Origin of the sequence: Siminovitchia thermophila (assembly GCF_016909185.1) — a bacterium.
In the GTDB taxonomy this organism is placed as follows: domain Bacteria; phylum Bacillota; class Bacilli; order Bacillales; family Bacillaceae_C; genus Siminovitchia; species Siminovitchia thermophila.
The window spans coordinates 124,179-146,381 of the sequence record NZ_JAFBFH010000005.1 but is presented as its reverse complement, the minus strand read 5'-3'; the positions used below and the strand labels follow the sequence as shown (position 1 = coordinate 146,381).

General features: G+C 43.3%; 26 protein-coding genes, 1 riboswitch and 2 other annotated features. Of the genes, 3 read left to right on the top strand and 23 right to left on the bottom strand.

Going from position 1 to position 22,203, the window contains the following annotated elements; all coding sequences use genetic code 11:
* Positions 1 to 108: 108 nt before the first annotated feature.
* Positions 109 to 1,035: a polyisoprenyl-teichoic acid--peptidoglycan teichoic acid transferase TagU gene (gene tagU / locus JOC94_RS05465; protein WP_083717281.1), complete on the bottom strand. Its 927-nt coding sequence runs from the start codon at positions 1,033 to 1,035 to the stop codon at positions 109 to 111.
* 176 nt (positions 1,036 to 1,211) lie between these two features.
* On the opposite strand from tagU, the gene JOC94_RS05460 reads away from it, so the two are divergent.
* Complete coding sequence (locus tag JOC94_RS05460; protein WP_077109929.1) at positions 1,212 to 1,670, top strand: low molecular weight protein-tyrosine-phosphatase; 459 nt, start codon at positions 1,212 to 1,214, stop codon at positions 1,668 to 1,670.
* A 255-nt stretch (positions 1,671 to 1,925) separates the two neighbouring features.
* Here JOC94_RS05460 and JOC94_RS05455 read toward each other — a convergent pair whose 3' ends face one another.
* From JOC94_RS05455 to JOC94_RS05435, 5 genes are all read right to left on the bottom strand, one after another.
* Positions 1,926 to 2,288 (bottom strand): general stress protein, encoded by a 363-nt coding sequence (locus JOC94_RS05455; RefSeq protein ID WP_077109928.1) that lies wholly within the window; start codon positions 2,286 to 2,288, stop codon positions 1,926 to 1,928.
* A gap of 346 nt (positions 2,289 to 2,634) precedes the next feature.
* Positions 2,635 to 3,153 carry a hypothetical protein gene (locus JOC94_RS05450; RefSeq protein ID WP_205178857.1) on the bottom strand — a complete coding sequence of 173 codons (519 nt, stop codon included), beginning with the start codon at positions 3,151 to 3,153 and terminating at the stop codon, positions 2,635 to 2,637.
* A gap of 277 nt (positions 3,154 to 3,430) precedes the next feature.
* The gene (locus tag JOC94_RS05445; RefSeq protein WP_205178855.1) at positions 3,431 to 4,096 is read right to left on the bottom strand and encodes an MBL fold metallo-hydrolase; all 666 of its coding nucleotides are present in this window, start codon (positions 4,094 to 4,096) and stop codon (positions 3,431 to 3,433) included.
* Positions 4,093 to 4,734: a TetR/AcrR family transcriptional regulator gene (locus JOC94_RS05440; protein ID WP_077109925.1), complete on the bottom strand. Its 642-nt coding sequence runs from the start codon at positions 4,732 to 4,734 to the stop codon at positions 4,093 to 4,095. The genes JOC94_RS05445 and JOC94_RS05440 overlap by 4 nt, the downstream gene beginning before the upstream one ends.
* A gap of 238 nt (positions 4,735 to 4,972) precedes the next feature.
* Complete coding sequence (locus JOC94_RS05435; protein WP_077109924.1) at positions 4,973 to 5,638, bottom strand: SOS response-associated peptidase; 666 nt, start codon at positions 5,636 to 5,638, stop codon at positions 4,973 to 4,975.
* A gap of 125 nt (positions 5,639 to 5,763) precedes the next feature.
* Between JOC94_RS05435 and JOC94_RS05430 the strand changes: the two genes are divergently transcribed.
* Complete coding sequence (locus JOC94_RS05430) at positions 5,764 to 6,372, top strand: NAD(P)H-binding protein (protein ID WP_077109923.1); 609 nt, start codon at positions 5,764 to 5,766, stop codon at positions 6,370 to 6,372.
* A gap of 131 nt (positions 6,373 to 6,503) precedes the next feature.
* Positions 6,504 to 7,619 (top strand): KamA family radical SAM protein, encoded by a 1,116-nt coding sequence (locus JOC94_RS05425; protein WP_077109922.1) that lies wholly within the window; start codon positions 6,504 to 6,506, stop codon positions 7,617 to 7,619.
* A 47-nt stretch (positions 7,620 to 7,666) separates the two neighbouring features.
* Here JOC94_RS05425 and JOC94_RS05420 read toward each other — a convergent pair whose 3' ends face one another.
* The 17 genes from JOC94_RS05420 to JOC94_RS05340 all read right to left on the bottom strand — a co-directional run bounded on the left by JOC94_RS05420 (position 7,667) and on the right by JOC94_RS05340 (position 21,926).
* The gene (locus JOC94_RS05420) at positions 7,667 to 8,032 is read right to left on the bottom strand and encodes a DUF2512 family protein (RefSeq protein WP_077109921.1); all 366 of its coding nucleotides are present in this window, start codon (positions 8,030 to 8,032) and stop codon (positions 7,667 to 7,669) included.
* Positions 8,033 to 8,186: 154 nt separating this feature from the next.
* Complete coding sequence (locus JOC94_RS05415; RefSeq protein ID WP_408021902.1) at positions 8,187 to 9,032, bottom strand: metallophosphoesterase; 846 nt, start codon at positions 9,030 to 9,032, stop codon at positions 8,187 to 8,189.
* A 409-nt stretch (positions 9,033 to 9,441) separates the two neighbouring features.
* Positions 9,442 to 9,723 carry a hypothetical protein gene (locus JOC94_RS05410; RefSeq protein WP_083717279.1) on the bottom strand — a complete coding sequence of 94 codons (282 nt, stop codon included), beginning with the start codon at positions 9,721 to 9,723 and terminating at the stop codon, positions 9,442 to 9,444.
* Positions 9,724 to 9,790: 67 nt separating this feature from the next.
* Positions 9,791 to 10,594, bottom strand: a complete 804-nt coding sequence (gene trpA / locus JOC94_RS05405) for a tryptophan synthase subunit alpha (protein ID WP_077109920.1) — start codon at positions 10,592 to 10,594, stop codon at positions 9,791 to 9,793.
* The gene (gene trpB / locus JOC94_RS05400) at positions 10,587 to 11,792 is read right to left on the bottom strand and encodes a tryptophan synthase subunit beta (protein WP_205178853.1); all 1,206 of its coding nucleotides are present in this window, start codon (positions 11,790 to 11,792) and stop codon (positions 10,587 to 10,589) included. The genes trpA and trpB overlap by 8 nt, the downstream gene beginning before the upstream one ends.
* On the bottom strand, positions 11,770 to 12,402 hold the full coding sequence (locus JOC94_RS05395; protein WP_205178851.1) for a phosphoribosylanthranilate isomerase: 633 nt from the start codon (positions 12,400 to 12,402) through the stop codon (positions 11,770 to 11,772). Before JOC94_RS05395 ends, trpB begins: the two co-directional genes overlap by 23 nt.
* Complete coding sequence (gene trpC / locus JOC94_RS05390; protein WP_205178849.1) at positions 12,403 to 13,191, bottom strand: indole-3-glycerol phosphate synthase TrpC; 789 nt, start codon at positions 13,189 to 13,191, stop codon at positions 12,403 to 12,405. It abuts the gene before it with no gap.
* Complete coding sequence (gene trpD / locus JOC94_RS05385; RefSeq protein WP_205178863.1) at positions 13,192 to 14,217, bottom strand: anthranilate phosphoribosyltransferase; 1,026 nt, start codon at positions 14,215 to 14,217, stop codon at positions 13,192 to 13,194.
* A 64-nt stretch (positions 14,218 to 14,281) separates the two neighbouring features.
* Positions 14,282 to 14,530, bottom strand: a binding site (T-box leader).
* Positions 14,531 to 14,557: 27 nt separating this feature from the next.
* Positions 14,558 to 14,811, bottom strand: a binding site (T-box leader).
* A gap of 104 nt (positions 14,812 to 14,915) precedes the next feature.
* Entirely contained in the window at positions 14,916 to 15,110 is a 195-nt protein-coding gene (locus tag JOC94_RS05380) for a hypothetical protein (protein ID WP_077109916.1), read from the bottom strand.
* Between the two features lie 366 nt (positions 15,111 to 15,476).
* Entirely contained in the window at positions 15,477 to 15,689 is a 213-nt protein-coding gene (locus tag JOC94_RS05375) for a hypothetical protein (protein WP_205178847.1), read from the bottom strand.
* Positions 15,690 to 15,754: 65 nt separating this feature from the next.
* Entirely contained in the window at positions 15,755 to 16,531 is a 777-nt protein-coding gene (locus JOC94_RS05370) for a TatD family hydrolase (RefSeq protein ID WP_077109914.1), read from the bottom strand.
* Positions 16,524 to 17,276, bottom strand: a complete 753-nt coding sequence (locus JOC94_RS05365) for an ABC transporter ATP-binding protein (RefSeq protein ID WP_077109913.1) — start codon at positions 17,274 to 17,276, stop codon at positions 16,524 to 16,526. Before JOC94_RS05365 ends, JOC94_RS05370 begins: the two co-directional genes overlap by 8 nt.
* Positions 17,277 to 18,038, bottom strand: coding sequence for an ABC transporter permease (locus tag JOC94_RS05360; protein WP_077109912.1), 762 nt, complete (start codon positions 18,036 to 18,038; stop codon positions 17,277 to 17,279).
* On the bottom strand, positions 18,038 to 18,328 hold the full coding sequence (locus JOC94_RS05355) for a thiamine-binding protein (RefSeq protein WP_077109911.1): 291 nt from the start codon (positions 18,326 to 18,328) through the stop codon (positions 18,038 to 18,040). Before JOC94_RS05355 ends, JOC94_RS05360 begins: the two co-directional genes overlap by 1 nt.
* A gap of 12 nt (positions 18,329 to 18,340) precedes the next feature.
* Positions 18,341 to 19,342 (bottom strand): ABC transporter substrate-binding protein, encoded by a 1,002-nt coding sequence (locus tag JOC94_RS05350; protein WP_077109910.1) that lies wholly within the window; start codon positions 19,340 to 19,342, stop codon positions 18,341 to 18,343.
* Between the two features lie 69 nt (positions 19,343 to 19,411).
* Positions 19,412 to 19,521: riboswitch (TPP riboswitch) on the bottom strand.
* Between the two features lie 168 nt (positions 19,522 to 19,689).
* Positions 19,690 to 20,934, bottom strand: coding sequence for a helix-turn-helix domain-containing protein (locus JOC94_RS05345; RefSeq protein ID WP_077109909.1), 1,245 nt, complete (start codon positions 20,932 to 20,934; stop codon positions 19,690 to 19,692).
* An 80-nt stretch (positions 20,935 to 21,014) separates the two neighbouring features.
* On the bottom strand, positions 21,015 to 21,926 hold the full coding sequence (locus JOC94_RS05340) for a TIGR01777 family oxidoreductase (protein WP_077109908.1): 912 nt from the start codon (positions 21,924 to 21,926) through the stop codon (positions 21,015 to 21,017).
* Positions 21,927 to 22,203: the final 277 nt, after the last annotated feature.

Here is a 22,203-nt window from a genome sequence, read left to right as displayed (position 1 = left end):
GGATATTCGTCCAAATCGTGAAAATAAAACCGCGTGAAATCAAAGGTTTACATTTGATTTCATGCGGCTTATTCATTTTTATAGGTTTTTGTCCCGGCCTCTTTCAAGCTATATATTCAATTGTTCCTTTAGAATGCTTTGAATTCTCTCCCTCTCATCTTGGGGGACAATATAATAATAGATGTTGTCTATCCTTTGTCCTTGTCCATCGATCTGGTATTGTTCGATGTTGTGGCGGGCGCTCTTATAATTTTTTTGTATTTCGACCATTTCATTGAAAGACATGTTTGTTTCGACATTTTTTCCGAGGGCTTTCAGAACATCATCATATTTCCATAATGCGGAAATGTTCGCCCCCTTATTGATGACTCCCTGAATAACCTGGCGCTGGCGCATTTGTCTCCCAAAATCTCCCCTCGGGTCATTTTTACGCATTCTGGAATAGGCAAGAGCATCCGCTCCATTTAGGGAGATTTCCCCTTTGGGAAAATGTTTCTTTTCATAGGAGAATTCAAGATCATTGTTTACATTGATTCCGCCTACCGAATCCACAATTTCTTTGAATCCATCCATGTTCATTTTGATATAATAATCAATCGGAATATCAAGGAATTTTTCCACCGTATTCATGGACATTTCGATCCCGCCAAAAGCATAGGCGTGGTTAATTTTATCATTAATCCCTTTACCGACGATTTCTACACGTGTATCGCGGGGTATACTAAGCATTTCGATCGACTTTTTTTCCGGATTTACCGCCATGACGATAATCGTGTCCGACCGGCCGCGATCCCCTGCCCGCTCATCAACTCCAAGCATCAACACTGAAAAGGGTTCTTTTTTGCCTAGCTCCAAGTCGGAGGAACGCGGCACTTCCGGATTTCGCTCAACAGGTTTATGTATAGAATTGGCTGTTTTGTTCAAATTATGATAAATGGAATAACCGTAGCCGACAAGACCCACAACTAGGACCAGCAGCACGATCAAAACGATTTTTAGCGCTTTTCGTTTCTTTTTTGGTTTATATCTCGACATTGAATACTTTCTCCTCTTGGATATGTTCATTCCTTTTTGAAAAACAATCTACCAATCTTATTATAAAGAACTTATAAAACAAATCAATACAAAATTCGACGGTTCCAACGTTTTTCAATTTTCTTTATTTATGATACCATAACATATAAATCGAAAGAAATAATGGGAGACTGATCATGGTAAAGGTGTTATTTGTTTGTTTGGGAAACATTTGCCGCTCCCCAATGGCGGAAGCGATTATGAAAGACTTGGTGGAAAAAGAAGGACTGAAGGATCAAATATCGGTAGATTCAGCCGGAACCGGCTCATGGCACATCGGAGAGCCGCCTCATCAAGGAACGAAAAGAAAACTGGAGGAATATGGGATTAAAACAGAAGGGCTTGTCGCCAGACAATTTTCAAAGGAAGACCTCGAGACATTTGACTATATTATCGGAATGGATCGATCCAATATTCAAAACATTTATCAAATAACGGGAGAGCCGGAACACCCAAAAGTTATGCGGCTGCTCGATTTAACCCATTTAAAAAAAGATGTGCCTGATCCGTACTACACTGGTAATTTTCAAGAAACTTACGACTTGGTGAGTGAAGGCTGCCGTGTGTTGTTGGCAAAAATCAAACAACAACTTTAGGCGCTGTTGTTTTAAAAGCTGAATCGCCAACATGTTGAAACATGGCATATGGGGCCAATAGGGCGATTTTTTGACCTTATTGGCCCCCGCTTTTTTAAAAATCGGCTGGATTGTTCGTTGTCTGTCTACGATTATTTTACGTAAAGCGCTTTTTATCTCCCCTAGCACCTTTTTGAACGATATTATGCTCCGCATGTGGAACTGCATCGGCTTCTGTGCGCAACTCAGCATCAACGTTTGGCACATCGTAAGGATTTATATATCCCGAATGGACACTGGTGCTGTACCTTTCACCGTATTCCTTATCGACATACAAAAAAATTCCTCCGTCATCAATTTCCTGATAATATCGCTCCAGTCAGGGCCCGATAGCTCCATGTTCTGCATCGCCTCTTTTACCGGCTCTTCACCAGTCATAAAACGAACGAAGCGGTCAAACCAATCCCCTCCGCCTGACCGGACATCTACGTTTGTCTGTCCGCGAAGCATGGAAATATCATGCTCTTCCCGAGCTACTGCGTATATATCACTGGGATCATAACCTTGTGCTTCCAGATCTTCTATTTTCCGAATGGCATCATGTTCAGATTGAAATACACCGATGGCTTTTTTGTCCATTTTAGTGAACGCCTCCTTTAACTCATGTGGGGTCACTACATATTTACCCGACTATTTTTTGTAAAAACATGGGAATTGGGCTGTATAAAAGTGGCGGCCCATGCAGATTGATAAATGTCCTTATGGTTTCCTTTGCTGTTCGACCAATTTTTTGTGACATTTTTTACCAATAGCATTTTCACCTTTGGATTATTTTGTTAGTGACGCCCTTCATTGGCACATCCATGAGTGGAGGAAAGTATTTTAAACAAGGAAAAGATCCCGGACCTCCGGGATCTGAAATGTGGAAATAACTGTTGAGGATATATATGGTTGTGGGCATGCTTGTAGTTTTCGGAATAGATGATTATGATTGCATACTCCTGATGATGTTATGCAACTTCATATCATGGCTGGCAACTTTTATGTTTAAATAGTCAATATCATATTTCACAGTTTGTAGCTCTTTATTGACTACTTTAAAGACCGATTGATGCTCGTCCAGCTTTGCATCGACCCTCTTAAAATGGCTGCGCATTTCACTCGTGAGATTGTCCACTTTTTTATCAATTATTCTCACTTCGGTTTTTACTTCCTGAAGCTCTGCACGCATTTCTTTTTGATCGGCTTTTACTTCCTGAAGCTCTGCACGCATTTCTTTTTGATCGGCTTTTACTTCCTGAAGCTCTGCATACATTTCTTTTTGATCGGCTTTTACTTCCTGAAGTTCTGCACGCATTTCTTTTTGATCGGTTTTTACTTCCTGAAGTTCTGCATACATTTCTTTTTGATCGGCTTTGATGAGCTGAAGCTCAGATTTTACCCCTTGAATTTCTCCCTCAACATTTTCCAATTTTGATAATATTAATTGCAGGCTTTCTTCCAATGTCTCACCCCTCCTTTCATTCCATTGATTATACCATATTCTTTTGAATAATAACCTTTTACAACGTAAGATAGCTGATTATAAGGGAGCAAACATGTTGAGTACGGCGGCTTCTAAATGTTTAAGGAGCCAGCTTTCCGAATTACTCTTTGATCCAATAAAGCTTTAAGAGCAGCTGGTAAGCTGGCGGTACATAGTATTCATATATCAGGGCTCGGCTCCTTATAGCAATCGCGCTAAAAATTCCTGCCCTTATTCTTCACTCTTAAGTAAAACCTTAAAGGGTTTGGCGCAAATACTCTTCCAGTTGATCTGCCGGGTTGTGGACAGGATTTCCATGACATATTTCGAGATGGACGGGCTTTAGGCGGAAAAGAACTTTACTGCTCTCGACCGCTTCAGCCATGTCGGCCGTAAACATCGGCATCGGCCTGCGAAGCTTCCCTTTTTTGGAGGTGAATAAATCTCCCCCCAAAACGACACGGTCTCTTTCATGCCAATAGATAACATGTCCCGGGGAATGCCCTGGGGTAAAATAAGGCTGGAGTCCTCCAATCGGAAGCAGTTGCCCGGTTTCATCTGCAGGGAGAGGCTCGACAATTTCTTTTTCTAGGGAGACCGCGGCTTTTTTCCTACGCGGGTATGCGAGATCACCTTCCATGAAAGGAATTTCAATCGTATGTACGTATACGGGGACCGGAGTGGATGCCAGGATTCGTTTGACTGCTCCGACATGGTCAGAATGCCCGTGTGTGAGGACAATTCTTTTAAGCGGCCCCGCTCCAATTTGATCTACTGCCTTCAAAATACCTTTTGCCATTTGCGGAATTCCCGCATCAACGAGTGTAACTCCATCTTCCTCCACAACGAGCCAGACATGGATGGGAATGAATACCCACGATTTGAGGCTCCAAATATGCTCGGAAATCCGGCTCATTTTCATATTGTTCCCTCTTCTCTATTCAACTTTTTCTTAAAGCCAGCCAAAAGCACATCAACCATATCGTCAAAAGTGGAGCCGAGCCGCTCCCGCAGCTGTTCGTACGACTCTTCGGAATGCGCATAGGTTCCAACGATTCCATAAAGGGCAAAATAGTAAATCCGACTAAAAGTCAAGAGCCTGTTGTCATGTTGCTGAAGCTCAAGACAGCCCTGCAACGCAGCCATCATACTCGCAAAAAGCTTGTTACGCGTCCGGTTTATGTCCAACTCCGGTTCAGCTTCATCGACTCTACCCGCTCTTTCCGTAAAAAGAATGGTGAACATATTTCGCTTTAAGAGGCAAAAGCGAATGAACTCACGGCTTAAGCCGCGCAGCTTTTCTTCGAGAGATAATTTTTCCTCAGATAAAATTGTTTCAAACTGCCGCTCCAGTTGATTGAGGGCCGGCATCGAGAGATCGTGGAGGAGTCCTTCCTTATCCTTAAAATAAAGATAAATGGTCGTATGCGAGCAGCCGGCTTCCTTGGCAATCTCACGGATGGTCACCGACTCAAATCCGTGGGCGGCAAACAATTTGCCAGCTGCCTCCAAAATCGCTTTTTTTGTTTCTTCTGCACGAAGATCGTGTTTTTTGAACATGAATGAATCAGCATCCTTCCACCTTGATAACCAATGGTTACTAACCAGCGGTTATAATATAACCTGCCGATCACTCGCTGTCAACAAAAAACGCCAAAGACATATAAAGATTGGAAAAAGAGACCGCTATTTGTGTCCATTTTCTACAAACCCGCTGCTGTTCAAAATGCGGATAAGAATGCGCTTATTCGATACGAGCTTCATTTTCATGAAAAAACCCGGCTCACGGCCAGGCTTCCTATAATGATTGAATGATTTCCTTTTGATCATTTTTCGGGCTGTTCACTAAAGTAGAAACCGGATACGATTCCATATCTTCTGCGCTGTATGGTAGAAGCAACTGTTTAAGTTTTGCCGAATCTTCAATTGTGCGATCCAACCATATTTGCTCTGCTTTTTTCGTCAAAATGACTGGCATCCGGTTATGAACTTCTCGTACAAGTGTATTCGCTTCCGTGGTAATGATCGTACACGAATGAATGACTTTGTCTCCCTCTTCCCAGCGATCCCAAAGTCCCGCAAAGGCAAAAGGCAGTTTTGTTTTTAAGTGAAACCGGTAAGGCTGCTTCTTGTCCCCGTCTCTTTTCCATTCATAAAACCCATCTGCTGGTATCAGGCAGCGCCTTCTCGTTAATAATCGCTTAAAGCTTGGCTTGTGGTCGACGGTTTCCATGCGGGCATTGATCATTTTATTGCCGATTTTCGGGTCTGTTGCCCACGTAGGCACCAGTCCCCATTTTAGAAATCCTGCCCGGTTGCCCTTCTCGTCCCGGATGATGGCCAAAACTTGTTGGCTCGGCGCGATATTGTAGCGTTCAACCCATTCAAGTTGCTCGGAATTCGCCAGTTGGAAGCGCTCCGTCACTACATCCTGTTTGGAAAACAAACTGTATCGTCCACACATGCCGCATTCTCTCCTTTTTCATCCATTATAACAAGAAGCCGCTTTCATGAAACACGATCGGTTTATAAAACTTTCATTAAGGAAATACATACATAAAAGAAGAATTGGGAAAGGAGCGAAAGTCGATGAACATTTTGCTTGTTAGCGATTGTCGGCATCCGGGACGCTGCCTGTTTGAATTTTTATCCAAACATACCGACCATGATGTCAAAATGGAAACGTGGAAAACAGGCCCCATGATAACGGAGAACCAGGATGAGGAGCACTTGTCCAACGTGATGAAAGGGACAGATGTGGTTATCTTTTCTAGTGGTTGTGACGAACAAGCATATGAGCAAGCCCCCCATTCATCCGTCTTAAAACATATAAAAACGCTTATTAAAATGGCAAGCCGCATCAAAGTTCCCCGCTTCATTTTATTGAGCGCCCTGGGAGCTGACGACCCCCAAGGACCCGCTGAGGATTATTTGTATCATAAACGAGAAGCGGAAGATTACTTAAAAAACAGCGGACTTTCCTATACTATCATACGTCCCGGTCATTTGATCCACGGAGGCCCGTCCGGAAAAATCAACATGCAAGAAAATATGCAATGGATCGTCAACGTGGACATTTCCTGCGGAGATATCGCACTGGTGCTGAAATCTATCCTTGATTCCGGAAAGTTAATCAATAAGATTGTAGAGATCACTTCCGGTGAAAACAGCATAAAAAAAGCCATACATGGCATATAGGAAGGCCTCCTTTTTCCTTGGTCAATTTCATAACAAATTTTTGACAATTCGTCAGATAATTACTTTTTTCGAAATCTATAAAAAAGTTTATGTTATAGTAGTAATACTATATAAAAATGGGGTGATGAATATTGGCTTTGCCAAAGTACATTACGAAAATTGACCAAATCAAGCAGATTCCGGAAGAACAGCGCGAAAAATTGAAAGCAATTACAGAGAAATTTGTATTTCGCGTGAATGAGTACTATTTAGGTTTAATAGACTGGGATGATCCAAATGATCCGATTCGAAGATTGGTCATCCCTAGTGAAGGAGAATTAAAAGAGTACGGGCGCTGGGATGCTTCGGACGAAAATACAAACTATGTCGTACCGGGATGCCAGCACAAGTATACGACAACCGCTCTTTTGATCGTTTCCGAAGTATGCGGTGCTTATTGTCGTTACTGCTTTAGAAAACGTCTATTTAGAAATGACGTAAAAGAGGCATTGCTCGATGTTAGTCCGGGACTTGAGTATATCCGCCAGCATCCGGAAATTAACAACGTGCTTTTAACCGGGGGAGACCCGCTGATGCTCGGTACGAGAAGATTAAAATCGATCATCGAAAGTCTCAGAGAAATCGAGCATGTAAAAATCATCAGGCTTGGCTCAAAACTCCCTGTCTTTAATCCGATGCGGATTTATGAAGATGAAGAGCTATTAAAGGTGATCAAAGAAAATTCCACAACAGAAAACCGTATTTACGTTATGGCCCACATTAACCACCCCAGAGAAATCACTGCAGAAGCCCGCCGGGCCTTCCAGGCACTTCACGAAGCCGGTGCGATCGTCGTCAATCAAACCCCTGTACTGCGGGGGATCAACGATGACCCTGACGTATTGGCAGAACTCTTAGATAAACTTTCTTGGGCGGGAGTAACACCTTATTACTTTTTTGTAAACCGCCCCGTAGCCGGCAACAATGATTTTGTACTTTCCCTGAAGGAAGTATACGATATCGTTGAGAAAGCCAAGGCAAAAACTTCCGGACTTGGAAAAAGGGTTCGCCTTTCCATGAGTCACACAGCAGGAAAAGTGGAAATATTGGCGATCCAAGATGGAAAAGCCTACTTGAAATTTCATCAGTCACGCGACGGTGATTACGGTAAATTCATGGTTCTTGACTGTCCGGATGATGCTGCATGGTTTGACGATCTGCCCGGAAACGAAGCTTATTGGAAGCAACCTGATGAAGTCTTGATGTAAACAAAAAAGATATGAGCCTCCTTTTAACGGGGGATCATATCTTTTTCTCATCTTCCCAATTTCTCCTCTTTCGTGGCCCTTCCCGAACGAATGAGCCACATATGAACGAAAAATTCAATCGCCGTCAAGAAAAGAGCTACTACCATTGAACCAAAAAAAGTCACTTCGGCCCCAGCAAAAAAATAACTAAGAATGTAAATAGTAAGAGTAGATAAAACAAAGTCGCCTATGGTACTTAACCAAAAGGTACTGCGCGACAGAAGCGCCCATTCCAGCAAATGGCCGGCAACAGCAAGCGTTACCCCTATAACCACTGGCTGATACGCATAGAAATAATTGACATTCGTCAACATGGCGGCTGCTATGGAAAGCACGATCGGAGTGATGATCATTTTGATAATTAAATTTAACATGACAAAGGCCTCCTTTACTGTAAAAGGATGCCATATTAACGGATTTTTATTCAGTCAGTTTGTCATGATCAGAATTTCTTCACAAATGTTAAAACGATGAGAATTAAAAACTCTCAATGCGTCGGTAAACGGAGATTATCTTGGCATCGTTTCATTACCTGCTTTTCAGCTTTACAACGACAAGTTCTGGGCGGTTAAAGATTCTGAACGGAATGATGCTGTTCCCCAGTCCCCTGTTAACAACCATTGTGGTCATCCCGCGTTCATACTTGCCGGCCGTATATTTTGGAAACCAGCCTTGCCCCGGCGCAATCAAGCCACCAATAAACGGAAGGCGAATTTGTCCGCCATGTGCATGTCCTGTAAAAGCGAGATCAATTTCTTTTTTTACATAAACATCAAATACTTCGGGGCGATGAGAGAGTAAAATGCTATATGGCTGTCCCCTTATTCCGGTAAAAGCTTCCTCCAATGAGTCTGTCACCGCTTTGTCGGGATAATCCAAGCCTTTCATCAAAGGATCTTCAATGCCAGCAATGACGAGCTGCTCCCCATCAATCGTAAATGTTTTGGCGTCATTTGTCAGAACATGGACACCAAGTTTTTTCAGGGACGCATTGATTTCCTCCACCTGATTTACTGCCACTTCATGGTTTCCCGTTACATAATACACATCAGAAAGTGTTACTAGCTGCCGGACAAGGTCCAAGCTATTTTCTAAATCATAGCGATTGCTGTCAACGATGTCTCCTGTTATAAAAATTACATCTGGGTGGAGATTCTTCACTTTTTCTACCAATCTATTTTGTTTGTCACCAAAAGTGGCATCATGCAAGTCCGATAACTGGACAATCGTCAACCCGTCAAAAGGTTTTGGAACCCGCTCTGAATATATTTCATATGAAGATGTTTGCAGCCAATGATTGTTAAAATATAAAAAGAGCGATATAAAACAAAACAACAAAATGATACGAATCAATTTGCGCTTTTTACTCATCATTCGACATACCGTCATATTTTTGCAAAATCATACTGTCACCTCTAACGTTCAAAAGACTGCAATATGTCTATTTTAGTGTATGCGGTAAAAATGGACAATACCAAAAAAATTCAAGTGTTTTGAATCCCCATGAACAGAGTAAAGGTGATGAACTGCTTATAATAAGTGATTTTACAGTTTTTTCATTATCCGGACTATGACAAGGACATGATGACGGTGTTTACGATGGCTTGCCTCGCAACCCGGAGATCTTGGTTTTCGGTCTTAAAATGTTGACATTTTTATGGCATTCTTCTTGTTAGGCCATCACTACTCACACACATATTGGTTATATCCCTCATTATCTGGTTCACAACACGCCCCTGACGCCACAATAAAAAACAGCCCCGGCCAGGGCTGTGTTGTACATTTATGGTTGCTGTTGTTCTTCGTTATAAAAGTGAACACCGTATTGAGATCCTTCCGATACCATTTTGGCGTCTTCCAAAGAATATTTATCCGGATGACCCGCCTTTTCCACCAAGTTGACATCCTCTTCTTGGGCTCCCCGTAGTCTGATCACTTTATGTTTTATCTGCCTGACCTTCAGCATCGCTTTTTCACGATTTTCCCTGGAAGACAGATAGGCGCCAGCAAGACTTAGACCAAGACCTAGCAATACTAAGGAATTTATTTTTTTCGTTTGTCCCATAAGGAACTTCCTCCTTTTCGCATTTGTCTTGTCTTTACCCCATTTCCTTATCAATCAAGCCAAAATATTATAAATCGCTTAAAGTTTTTTCCTCTGAAAATCTCGAGGATTGCACAAGTGTCTTGATTTCCTCATGTTTCCCATCCGCCAGCAGTTGAACAATTTTACTTCCGACGATCACTCCGTCACAATGTTCTCCCAGCTCTTTTACATGTTGCGGATTGGAGACGCCAAAACCAGCAAGGACTGGAGTGGCAGAAAAAGACTTTAATGTTTTCAAATAGTCGGCTATCCCGGCTTCATAATCCGTTCTCGCGCCAGTTGTTCCTTTGACGGTCACGGCGTAAAGAAATCCTTCTGTTCTGCTGGCGATTTCGGCCATCCTGCCGCGAGGACTTGTTGGAGAAGCGAGACGAATCAAGGCTATATCATGTTCGGAAAGTGCGGGGGTCACGAGTTCTTCTTCCTCAAGCGGCACATCTGGAATAATGAGCCCGTCAACTCCCGCTTCCACACACATTTGGGCAAACTTTTCTATTCCATAGGAATAAATAAGATTGAAATAAGTCATGATCACGATCGGAACATGGCGATCCGCTTTTCCTTCCTTTAAAACGTCAAGTACCGCCTGCATCGTCGTTCCGCTTGCCAAAGCCCGGATTCCCGCCTCTTGAATAGTCGGTCCGTCCGCGACAGGGTCGGAAAAAGGAATGCCTAGTTCCACAATTGTAGCCCCGCATTTTTCTAAAAAAGTAATTTGTCCATGCAAATTGTCCAACCCTCCGTCCCCTGCCATTATATAAGGGACAAACGCTTTGTCTCCCCGTTCCAATACACGGGCTAATGCTTCATCAATCCGTTTTTTACCCATTCTCTTTTCCTCCCAACGCTGTTCTGACTGTATCTACATCTTTGTCGCCCCTGCCTGATAAGCAGATAACAATGATTTCATTGGGAGCCATTCTTTTGGCCAATTTGGCTCCAAATGCAACGGCATGGGAACTTTCGAGCGCAGGAATAATTCCCTCTGTTTTTGCCAACAACTGAAACGATTCAAGCGCTTCTTCATCCGTTGCGGAAGTGTATGTCACGCGCCCTGATTCGTTTAAATGGGAATGTTCCGGACCAACCCCAGGATAATCCAAACCCGCCGAGATAGAATGAGCCGGCAGGATTTGTCCCGCATCATCCTGAAGGAGATATGTCAATGTCCCGTGCAATACCCCCGCTTTTCCGCTAGTAAGGGTAGCTGAGTGCTTGCCTGTTTCGATCCCCGGACCAGCGGCTTCGACACCGTACATTTTCACATGCTTATCATTGATGAACGGATAAAACATTCCCATTGCGTTGCTTCCCCCGCCAACACAAGCCACAATTGCCTCCGGCAGCCTACCTTCTTGCCCAAGCAATTGCTGCTTCGTCTCTCTTCCAATCACACTTTGAAAATCACGGACAATTTGTGGAAACGGATGAGGACCGACAACCGAACCTAAAATATAATGAGTATCTTCTACATGCGCAACCCAGTAGCGAAGCGCTTCGTTAACCGCATCCTTCAATGTGCCGTTTCCTTGCGATACGCTTCTGACTTCCGCTCCGAGCAGCTCCATTCGGAATACGTTCAACTGTTGCCGCCGAATATCTTCTTCCCCCATAAAAACGATACATTCCAATCCGAGAAGGGCACATACCGTTGCTGTTGCGACACCGTGTTGTCCCGCTCCCGTTTCAGCTACAACCTTTTTCTTTCCCATTCTGAGTGTAAGAAGGGCCTGGCCGATTGTGTTATTAATTTTATGGGCTCCAGTATGATTTAGATCTTCCCGTTTCAAATAAATTTTGGCTCCGCCAAGCTGTTTTGATAGGCTCTCCGCATAATAAAGCGGGGTTTCCCTCCCGATGTATTGTTTTAGATAATAGGCCATTTGCCTTTCAAATTCGGGGTCTTCAATTGCTTTAGCGTATTCTTCTTCCAGTTCAAGCACGGCCGTCATCAACGTTTCTGGCACAAACCGACCGCCAAACTCGCCGTATTTTCCTCTATGATCAGGTAATGTGTACACGGACATCCTTCTCTCTCCCTTTTACCGCTTTAATAAACGCAGCAATCTTTTTTACATCTTTTTTTCCGTTCGTTTCTACACCGCTTGATACGTCGACCATTGCGGGACGAACGGTTCGAATGGCATCATGGACATTTATCTCATTCAGTCCCCCGGCAAGGATGATTTTTTCGTTTGGAATATCCCTGTCTTGAAGGAGATGCCAATCAAAGGTTTTACCGCTCCCCCCGCGATACTGTACTCCGGGGCTGTCAAGTAAAAAATAGTCGCAGTTATATTGGGACATTTTTTCGATAACGCTTTTTTCCCGGATGGCCAAGGCTTTAATGACCGGAACTCCAAGACTTTTACAAAACTCCGGTGATTCGTCACCGTGCAGTTGCACGTAATCTAAGCTCACCATTTCTTTGATATCGCGTATGACCTCGGCCTTTTCATTTACAAAAACGCCTGTTATCTTTACATTGTCCGAGAGCAATTGAACAATTTCTTTTGCCTTTTCCGGACTGATTCTTCGCGAACTTTCCGCAAATACGAAACCGATCATATCAGCACCAGAACGGGAAGCCGCTATAGCAGCGTCTTCTGTTGTAATTCCGCAAATTTTGACTCGCAATCAGCGCACCGCCCTCAACAGGGGAATTTTCAAATCAGACATTGTACCCGCAATATCTTCTGCTTTCATCAATGTTTCACCGACTAGAACAGCACTTGCACCAGCTTCTTTTACAAAAGTAGCATCTTCTTTCGTTCGTAACCCACTTTCACTGACAATGACAACATTTTCGTTTTTAACGAGGGCGGCCACTCGCTCCGTCACCGCCAAATCGACATGAAAAGTTTTCAAATCCCGATTATTGATGCCAACGATATTGGCTCCGATTCTTAAAGCCGTTTCAGCTTCCCGCTCGTTGTGGACTTCAAACAATACATCTAACTGCATTGATTGCGCATAATCATAAAGGTCTTTAAGCTGTTTTTCCCTTAAAGCTGCGGCGATAAGCAAAATAACGCTTGCTCCGTGGTCAACCGCGGCATCAATCTGCACTCGGTCGATGATAAAATCTTTGCACAATAAAGGCAGTTCAGGCAAAGCAGCGGAGACAGCAGCCAAATCAGCCATCGACCCTTTAAAAAATTGGCGGTCGGTTAGAACAGAAATCGCACTTGCTCCTGCCTCTTCGTATTTTTGGGCCTGCCTGATTGGATCGACATCTTGCTTAATATCTCCTTTAGAAGGCGACGCCCTTTTCACCTCGGCAATGACACTCATCGTGTCTGCATCACGAATGCTGTTAAACAGCGATTTTCTTCTTTGGGGCTTTACTTGGCAGGAAGTATAAATCGTTTTTAACTCACGCACCTCAATGTCTTTTTGGGCTATAATCCGGTCAAGAATCGTCATTCATACCACTCCCCGTTTCATTCGTTCATTCTTTCTTATTAAAAATTCCAGTTTGGACAATGCTGCGCCTGAATCAATACTTTCTTTCGCACATTGAATTCCCGCCTGAATGGTGTCAACTTTGCCGTTCGCAAATATGCCGACACCGGCATTTAACAGCACTGTGTCGCGGAACGGACCTTGATCCCCTCTTAAAATGCTCATCATAATCCTGGCATTTCGTTCCGCGTCCCCGCCTGTGATCTCTTCAATGGAATATGTCGGCAAATCCACTTCATCCGGGTGGAGCTTAATGGAGTTCAGCTCGCCTTCATCCAAAATGACGAGATGATTTTCTCCAGCAAGCGACAATTCGTCCATATGACCGGCACCGTTTACAATGACAGCTCTTTTCCTTCCAAGGCGTTTTAACACTTCACCCATAATCTGTAACTTATCGCGGCGGTAAATGCCGACAAGCTGGGTATCAAGCTCAATCGGATTGGTCAGCGGTCCAATTAAATTGAAAATAGTTGGCACGCGTAAATCTTTTCTTACTTTCATTACTCTTTTCATGGCTGGATGAACATAAGGAGCGAACAAGAAGGCAATTCCGTTTTCCTCTAGCAGCTCTTGCGTTTCTTCTGGAGTATTTTCCAAGTAAACACCGAGATACTCTAGTACATCTGCGCTTCCGGTTTGGCTAGAGATATTGCGATTTCCATGCTTTGCCACTTTAATCCCGGCACCGGCTATCACGAATGCAGACGCAGTGCTAATATTAAAGCTTTTGGACCCATCCCCGCCTGTTCCGCAATTATCCATCACACTTCCTCTCGTCTTTTTGATGGGAAGGGACCTTTCCCGAATCGCCTGAACAAGCCCCGCGATTTCATCAGCCGTTTCACCTTTTAAAGCAAGCAGTCCCAATAACGCGCCCGCTTGGCTGTCCGTCGCCTCTCCAGAACATAATATTCTTGCCGCGGCCGTCATTTCATCCACGCTTAAATGATTTCCCGCCATCAGCTTTTGCAAATAAGTTTGCATCATCATTCCTCCCATCTCATTTTTCATAAAAAAAAGCCCTCCATAAATACACAAAAGTGCATTTATAGAGGGCGAATGTATCGCGGTGCCACCTCATTTTGGAAATAAAAAATTTCCTTCTCTTTCGGGTACAGAATCGTCTTCAACCATTCGATACCCTATCCCGTTAACGGAGGAAACCGTGCTTTCCTACTCTGACTTCAGAAAGCCTCTCATAAGGCCATTCCACAAGGCGATTCGTGCCGGTTTCCCACCATCACCAGCTCTCTGATTCGAATGCGCCAAGCGTACTCTTCTTATTCATCGATTTTCTTTATGAAAAACAAAAAGGGCTCCTCATCCAAAGGACGAGGAAACCCGTGGTACCACCTTTATTAGCTGTTTGCACAGCCCACTTTGCCGGCAACAAGCGCCAATGCTTAATGCCCGTCTCGTTATAACGCCGAGAATACGCCAAAGCCTACTGCCTGCCCTCAGCAAGGTTCGGTTTGGAAGCTCGGAAGCCCATTCACTGTTCCCGCACACCGGTTTTCACCAACCACCGGCTCTCTTTAGTGCCAAGATACAGCTACTTCTCTTCGTCATAGCCATCACATATCAAACAAATCATATTATTTTATATATTAAAGGTGCTTGAAGACGATGTCAAGATTAATTTCATGTCAGCTTTCCTTTTCACCTTCACCGCTCGGGCATCATCATAGATATCGAGCACTTTTCAAGTAAAGCTTTTGCAAGTCTAATTTTGAAAGTCCACGTTTGTCAGCAACAGCTTGGATCAAGGCTATTTCATAATTCATTGCCTTAGAAAGCTTTCCTTTTTTGATATTCTTGTTAATTTCCACAAAAAAACTTGCTAATTTCTGATCTGACAGCTTATCGTATGAAGACAAACAGCGGTTCCCTCCCCTTAAATTGTTTATTATAGATATGTATTTTAGATCTCGTATATGTTTTCCTTCTTTTTTAAAAAAATTTATCCGGTTTGTCTTTCGAAACAGAGAAAAGCTAGTACAGTAAAAAGAATTAGCGCCGTTCGGTTTTTTTTATAAAAAACAGCCCCCTCCCGTTGTTACACAACGTTAAGCGTCTAATGCTTACTTGTTATTCACTTGTTAAACTTTTAATGCTTCGGCCTTGGCGGTAATAATAAAAAGCTCTTATTTACATATATAAAATTGCAAAAAAAACCGTCAATTTTTATCTGAAACGAAAAAGCAGTAATCCCGGTATTTTCTCGATTACTGCTTTTTGTCTATCTATAAATCCTTCGGCCCATAGGTTCCCCTTTTATCGTCTTCGTTTTCTTCGCGCTTTTCAATCAAGTCATCGGAAAGGTCATCAACTGGCATAACGAGTTGGTCGCGTTGGGCTTGCTTCGCTTTATCTTTGTAAAAGGCCTTATCTTTTTTATTGCGGTTCGCCAAAGCTTTTGCCCGATCTATTTTATTTTGTCCAGGTTCTGATGTCATTTGAATCCCTCCACTTCGTTTCTTTTTCTTTTTCCGTTTTGGGGTCCATTAAAACGTATTCGGCTTCATAGGCGGTAAAATTTGATTGTGTTTTGGTATAACAGATCATATACAATCGGGAGGGGCGTTTTTTTAAGCCGGGCAATTGCCGGGATCGCGTCATGAATCATGGCCGGATGGGTCATTTTTCCGGAAAAAGGTCCTTCAAAACGCCACGGTCCATCCGTTTCCACCATCATTTGGCGGAGTGGATATTGCTTGGCAACCTCTTGAATTTCTTCTTCGTACAAGATATCGGGTGTAATTGAAATATAAAAACCATTGGCCGCCATTCTTTGGATTGTCTTCTTGTCTCCTTTAAACCAGTGAAAATGGGCATTTGTCACCTCGTGTTTTTCGAGCAGGTCGCACGCTAGGGGAGCATCATCGTAAACGGCATGAAGAACAATGGGCTTGTCCCATCTTTTTGCCAATTTGATAAACTCTTCGAGCAATTCGATATAGCCTTCCAGTTGGAAGCCTGGACCATGCTCGTTCCGCAAATAATACGGCAGGCCCACCTCGCCTACAGCCGTCAGCAAATCTACCCGGGCCTCCATCCAGGAAATGAAATCAGCCAATTCCCGATCACTAGGAAGCGGCTGTTCTGGATGGAATCCGAAAGCAGGGTAAACATGGGAATATTTTTTGCTTAGCGCCATATTTCGCTTGGACGATTCCAAATGGAAGGAAACGGAAATGAGTCCCGCACAATTCATCTGCTCCATCTCTCCCAATATGTCCGTTATCTCTTCATCTTTATAAAAATCAAGGTGAATATGTGAATCAATCATCTTACGCATTTTCATCATCCTGTTTGGCGATATGATTTGCAACAAGGCGCTTCCACTCTAAAAATTCATTTGATAAAACGAGATTTCCTGTTCGCGGTCTCTCAAATGGAACCTCGAACTGTTTGACGACCGTTGCTGGATTCGTCGACAAAATGGCAATTCGGTCCGAGAGGAACAATGCTTCTTCTATATTATGAGTGATGAAAAGAATCGTCCGGCGATATTCCATCCAAACTGACTGAAGCCACTTTTGCATATCTTGCCGGGTAAAATCGTCCAATGCCGAAAATGGCTCATCCAAAAGTATAAGCGGCTGCGGGTTTAATAACGCCCGAATAAAAGAAGCCCTTTGTTTCATTCCGCCAGACAAAGCATCGGGCAGCGAATGTTCGTACCCGGCCAAACCAGCTTTGTGGATCATATCGAACGCTTTTTGTTGATCCTGTTTTCCTCCCTGCAACTCCTGGCCCAGCAGGACATTTTGAAGGACAGTGCGCCATGGAAAAAGCGCGTGATGCTGCGGCATATAACTAATAAAACCCCGCTTTCCGGTAATCTCCTGGTCATGTAAAAAGATGGAACCTTGATCAGGCTTTAGCAAACCGCCAATCACATGAAACAAAGTGCTTTTTCCACTTCCGGAAGGTCCGAGAATCGAGATAAATTCGCCCTCTGCAATGTTCAGTTGAATATCTCGCAACACTTCTTTTTGTCCGAAACTTTTACTTACACCTTGTATTGTTAAATGGCCCATTCACAGTACCTTCCTTTTTCTCCACTTGATCAGCCTGTTTTCCATCAAGGTAATCACCCCAAAAAACAGCAAACTCAAGAACATAATAATGAAAATCGCGACAAAAACGCGATCCGTGCGAAATGAGGAGGAAGCGAGCGTCATATAAACACCAAGCCCCTTTTTCGCTCCGAGCCACTCCGAGATCACCGCCCCCATGATGCTGTATGTGGCGGAAATTTTGAGTCCGGAAAAGACAGATGATAAAGCGTATGGCCATTCCAGCTTTGTAAATATTTGCATTTTTGAAGCACCGACCATTAACATATATCGCTTCATCTCGGCCGGGGCACTCCTAAACCCGTCCATCGCCGCTACCGCGACAGGGAAAAAACAGACAAGGGTAATGACAATGACTTTGGGTAAAAGCCCAAACCCCAACCAAATCACCAGAAGCGGCGCCAATACAATAATCGGCACATTCTGCGATAAAATGAGGAGCGGATAAACGGATTCGTGAAATCCCGGCACTAAATGAAGCAAGATGGCGACAAGAATACCAACTGCACATCCGATCAAAAATCCTCCAATGGCCAGTCCAACTGTAGACTGGATATGCGGCGCGAGTTCCGCATATCCGGAAACCCCTTCTTTTGCAATGGAGCTGGGGGCAGGAAGCAGCCAGCCCTGAATGTTGGCAAGTTTTACGTATACTTCCCATATACATAATAAAAGGAGGAGGACCCCCAGTGGCCTCCATCCTTTTTTGACCAGCACTTTCATTACCGGTATTTCTCCGTCAATTGGCCCATGGAAATTCCGTCCGGCTGATACAATATTTTCACTTGGGAGATCACATTTTTACTGCCCATTTCAATCATCCGGTCATTCATTTTTTTCACAACATCCATCAATTTGGTAAAGTCCCCTTCCATCGTCGTTTCCAAAGGATGTACTTCATAACGGACTCCGGATTCCTCAATGACTCTAATCGCTTCATCGACATATGGAATAACGTCTTCGCCACTTTTTGTTTTCGGGATGATCTGTATGCTGATCAGTGAGTTTGTCATCGTTTACTCCTCCTATTTGGGTAAAAATTCATTCGTGAAGGCTTTTTCTACATCCATTTCCTTTTCGAGCAAATCTTTTTCAAGCATCCAGTCCATGTAGTTTTTCCATACTTCGGCCTTTTGTTCTCCCCAGCGGGCCGCATCATCTTGATAGCGGGGAGAAAGCCATTCCTGACTTTTTTTCACAAGCTCCGGATCAAGATCCGGTACCGCTTTGATCAATATCTCCGCAGCTTTTTCGGGTTGGCTGATAGCAAACTCGTACCCTTTGGAGACGGCTGCCATAAATGCTTTAACCGTATCCGGATCCGATTTGATCATTTCCTCATTCGTCGTAATGACTGGCGTATAATAATCAAGCTGATCAGAGTAATCGGTCAAGTAAATCATATTCAATTTTTCCCCGCGAAGCTCCGCTTCCACTCCCGTCCATGCATAATAAATCCAAGCGAAATCAACATCTCTTTGCACAGCGGTAAAAAAGTCCGCTTCTCCCATGTTGACAATATCCACTTTCTCTATATCGGCGCCAGACACCTCCATCAGTGACGCCAGGACCGCTTCCTCAAGCGGGGCTCCCCAGCCGCCATACGTTTTTCCTTCAAAGTCTTTCGGAGATGTAATGTTCTTTTCCTTAAGGGAGGCAAAACCGGATGTATTGTGCTGTATCACGGCTGCAAGAGACACAATCGGCACGTCTTGAACACGCGCCTCTGTCACGCTTTCTTGGTAACTCACTCCAAATTCGGACTTTCCAGAAGCAACAAGCTGATCAGAGCCAGCTTCCCCCGGCATGATGATGTCAACATCCAGGCCTTCTTCTTCAAAAAAGCCTTTTTCCTTCGCCACATAAAGCCCCGTATGATTTGTATTGGGCGACCAATCGAGTACGACCGACACCTTTTGATGTCCTTTTTCTTCTTTTTTTTCATTTTCATTTTTATCGGCCGCATTGTTCCCGCAGCCTGCCAGGAATAAAAGCAATGTGATGCAACCTGCCCACCATTTATTCATTGGATGTTCCTCCTTGAATGATAAAAAGCGCCCGGGAAAAAAGAACCCAAAAGGCGCCAAAAGTATATATTTGTATTCATTGACGTTCCCTTCGCTGGTATGAACCAGATCAGGTTCAAAGGGTCAGCATTTCACCAATGCTTTCTCAACCGGCGACACCGGTTCCCCTACTCAAATGCGATGAAGTTTATTTTATTATATCAGAAGTAAAAAACTGCTCCAAGGCGGAGCAGTTCATTTTTATACCGGAGGAAAGATTGGTGGTGCTTGAGGGACGACTCCTCCAATAATTGGAGCGACGTACAGCGCAAATGCCACTCCTGCTGTTAAATATAGCTTTTTCATTTTCATTCCCCCCTTTCCGCGACTTTTTTATAATAATAAAGAGCTTTATCCAAGTTAGAGTCTGAATAATATCGGGCCAAGGATAAAGCGAATTTATTATAATCTTCTATAAAATAGGTCTTTTCCAAATATGGAAGCAAGTCATTTTCCAGAAAGTCCATCGCTCTATCTTTTCTGTTTTTCAATAAGTATTGATAATATTTGAAAATGAGCTGCTGCTTCCTCATGGAGCTTGCTTTTGTTTCCTGCAGTATTTTTGAAATATTTTCGAGTGCTTGTTCTTTCCGGCCCAGGGAAATGAGAAGCTCGGTGTAACTGCACAAGCTCGTTAAATACTCCGTTTCCGTCTGCGCATGTTCCATTGAAAGGAGATAATAGCGGGCAGCCTGATCCATTTCGCCCATTTTCTCTAAGAGCAAGGCATAATTGTTATACATGGCCGACTTTAATTCATCCGCATTAATCAAGTTCATATTTTTAAATATATAGTTATATTGTTCAGTGGCATTCTCGTAAATGCCCAAATCTGTATACGCAATGCCTAATAGAAACTGGGTATGCAATATTCGCAAATAATTAAACGATCTGGAAAACGCCTCCAACGCTTTATGGCCGTATGCAACACTGCTGCTGCTATCTTTTAGATTAGCATAATTGAAGGCAATGAAATAATAGAGTTCCGCTTGCCACGAAGACGGCAATAGATCATTCGCTTCTACTTTTAGCAGAGTATCCAAAGATAATTTATAATCACCTTTTATAATATAGTAAGCGCCATTAATAAATTCATAAAGCTCTTTTTCCTGTTCTGGCATTGAATTGACTATTTGTCTGATAATTTCTTGTTCCTTTTCAGCTTCCTCCAAATGATTCATCAGCAAGTGATAGCGATATACATATAAATGATAGAGTGATATATAGTTGGAAAACGTAATACACTCTTGTAATTCCTTCACACGATTGTAGCACTCCGTTGCCCGTTCCTTATCATACGAAAGCACCGCATCGAGTAAATCGGAAAGTTCTGTAGAAATCTTTTCTGATGTCTGCTGAATGGAATCCAGTGAAATGCCCAACCGATCGAGCAGCAGCATGATCGTTTCCCAATTTGCTTCTTTGTTATAGTTCTCAAACTTGCTTAAATGTGTGACAGAACAAATTCCCTTGCATAATTCGGACTGGGTCATATTCCTTAATTGGCGATGATATTTAATCATCGCACCTATATTCATCTTTTCTAGGCTCATATCTTCATCCTCTAGTCATGCTACTGTATAGATAAATGGTAGCATAAATTGGATAAAAAATCTATTTTTTGATAAACTTGTCATCTATTATTATCTAATATTTCTTTTAATGCAATCTCTATATTCGGATACAAAAAATCAAATTGATGTTTGATCGCCATTTCGGGAGTCACCCGCTGCCCCCGAACGAGCATATTGCTCATTTCTCCCAGTAACACGCGAATGAACCATTCAGGAACCGGAAGCCAATCCGGCCGCCCCAAAACAGCGCCGAGCGTTTTTCCAAACTCTTTCATTTGAACCGGCTTGGGTGCTGTGGCGTTTATCGGTCCAGAAATAGCAGGATGCTCGATTACAAAAGCTATTAAACGGGCCGCATCCTCCACATGAATCCAGGAAACCCATTGTTCACCGGAGCCGACCGTCCCTCCCACCCCCAACTTATAAGGAAGTGCCATCAAAGGGAGCGCGCCTTCTTTTCCAAGAATCAGGCCCAATCTGACAAGCACGGTTCGAATTCCAAGTCCTTCCGCCGCCAAGGCTTGTTCTTCCCAATCTTTTACGACAGTTGCCAAAAAGTCGGTCGCCTCGCTCCTTGAAGCTTCTGTAAATGTTTCCGTGGCAGACATGCCATAATACCCAATAGCCGAAGCATTGACCAACACTTTCGGTTTGTGGGCCATTTTTTCCGCCAAGCGTATCAGTTCTTTCGTTGCAGCCCGCCTGCTTCTTACAATTCTATCCTTCTTTTTGCTTGTCCATCTGATTCCATTAATCGTTTCTCCTGCCAGATTGACGAAAGCATCCACATTTATCAGTTCTTCTTCAGGCCGTGCTCCATCAACTAGCCATTTGACAGCCGCAAGACCTTCTGATTTTTCGACCTTGTCAGGATCTCTTGATAAAATAGTCACGCGAAAGCCATTGTTCAAAAGCTGCTTTTGCAACACTTTACCAAGAAAACCACTTCCGCCCGCAATCGCAACATGCATATCCATTCCCCCCGCTCAAATTCAATGTATATTTAAATATGATACAAACAAATTGGGGCCGCACCGCATCTATCCCATTCCCCTCCAAAAAAGGTCTCCCAACAATACCTATCGTACTATTTCCCTATTTTACATTTTCGTTTTTATAAATTGCCGAAGATCATGTATGTATTCAAAAAACTAGATCATTTTCCAGTTTGTCTTTTGTATCAGATTATTCTTAAAAATGAATAATTGCAAGCAGAAACGCCATCCACTGATCACTGTCCGTCTTTTA

Excerpts from the sequence above, each read along its gene's own strand:
- tagU (WP_083717281.1), bottom strand. The coding sequence starts at position 1,035 with ATGTCGAGATATAAACCAAAAAAGAAACGAAAAGCGCTAAAAATCGTT.
- JOC94_RS05460 (WP_077109929.1), top strand. The coding sequence starts at position 1,212 with ATGGTAAAGGTGTTATTTGTTTGTTTGGGAAACATTTGCCGCTCCCCA.
- JOC94_RS05455 (WP_077109928.1), bottom strand. The coding sequence starts at position 2,288 with ATGGACAAAAAAGCCATCGGTGTATTTCAATCTGAACATGATGCCATT.
- JOC94_RS05445 (WP_205178855.1), bottom strand. The coding sequence starts at position 4,096 with ATGAAAATGAGCCGGATTTCCGAGCATATTTGGAGCCTCAAATCGTGG.
- JOC94_RS05440 (WP_077109925.1), bottom strand. The coding sequence starts at position 4,734 with ATGTTCAAAAAACACGATCTTCGTGCAGAAGAAACAAAAAAAGCGATT.
- JOC94_RS05435 (WP_077109924.1), bottom strand. The coding sequence starts at position 5,638 with ATGTGTGGACGATACAGTTTGTTTTCCAAACAGGATGTAGTGACGGAG.
- JOC94_RS05430 (WP_077109923.1), top strand. The coding sequence starts at position 5,764 with ATGAACATTTTGCTTGTTAGCGATTGTCGGCATCCGGGACGCTGCCTG.
- JOC94_RS05420 (WP_077109921.1), bottom strand. The coding sequence starts at position 8,032 with ATGTTAAATTTAATTATCAAAATGATCATCACTCCGATCGTGCTTTCC.
- JOC94_RS05415 (WP_408021902.1), bottom strand. The coding sequence starts at position 9,032 with ATGATGAGTAAAAAGCGCAAATTGATTCGTATCATTTTGTTGTTTTGT.
- JOC94_RS05410 (WP_083717279.1), bottom strand. The coding sequence starts at position 9,723 with ATGGGACAAACGAAAAAAATAAATTCCTTAGTATTGCTAGGTCTTGGT.
- trpA (WP_077109920.1), bottom strand. The coding sequence starts at position 10,594 with ATGGGTAAAAAACGGATTGATGAAGCATTAGCCCGTGTATTGGAACGG.
- trpB (WP_205178853.1), bottom strand. The coding sequence starts at position 11,792 with ATGTCCGTGTACACATTACCTGATCATAGAGGAAAATACGGCGAGTTT.
- trpC (WP_205178849.1), bottom strand. The coding sequence starts at position 13,191 with ATGACGATTCTTGACCGGATTATAGCCCAAAAAGACATTGAGGTGCGT.
- trpD (WP_205178863.1), bottom strand. The coding sequence starts at position 14,217 with ATGCAAACTTATTTGCAAAAGCTGATGGCGGGAAATCATTTAAGCGTG.
- JOC94_RS05375 (WP_205178847.1), bottom strand. The coding sequence starts at position 15,689 with ATGACATCAGAACCTGGACAAAATAAAATAGATCGGGCAAAAGCTTTG.
- JOC94_RS05370 (WP_077109914.1), bottom strand. The coding sequence starts at position 16,531 with ATGCGTAAGATGATTGATTCACATATTCACCTTGATTTTTATAAAGAT.
- JOC94_RS05365 (WP_077109913.1), bottom strand. The coding sequence starts at position 17,276 with ATGGGCCATTTAACAATACAAGGTGTAAGTAAAAGTTTCGGACAAAAA.
- JOC94_RS05360 (WP_077109912.1), bottom strand. The coding sequence starts at position 18,038 with ATGAAAGTGCTGGTCAAAAAAGGATGGAGGCCACTGGGGGTCCTCCTC.
- JOC94_RS05355 (WP_077109911.1), bottom strand. The coding sequence starts at position 18,328 with ATGACAAACTCACTGATCAGCATACAGATCATCCCGAAAACAAAAAGT.
- JOC94_RS05350 (WP_077109910.1), bottom strand. The coding sequence starts at position 19,342 with ATGAATAAATGGTGGGCAGGTTGCATCACATTGCTTTTATTCCTGGCA.
- JOC94_RS05345 (WP_077109909.1), bottom strand. The coding sequence starts at position 20,934 with ATGAGCCTAGAAAAGATGAATATAGGTGCGATGATTAAATATCATCGC.
- JOC94_RS05340 (WP_077109908.1), bottom strand. The coding sequence starts at position 21,926 with ATGCATGTTGCGATTGCGGGCGGAAGTGGTTTTCTTGGTAAAGTGTTG.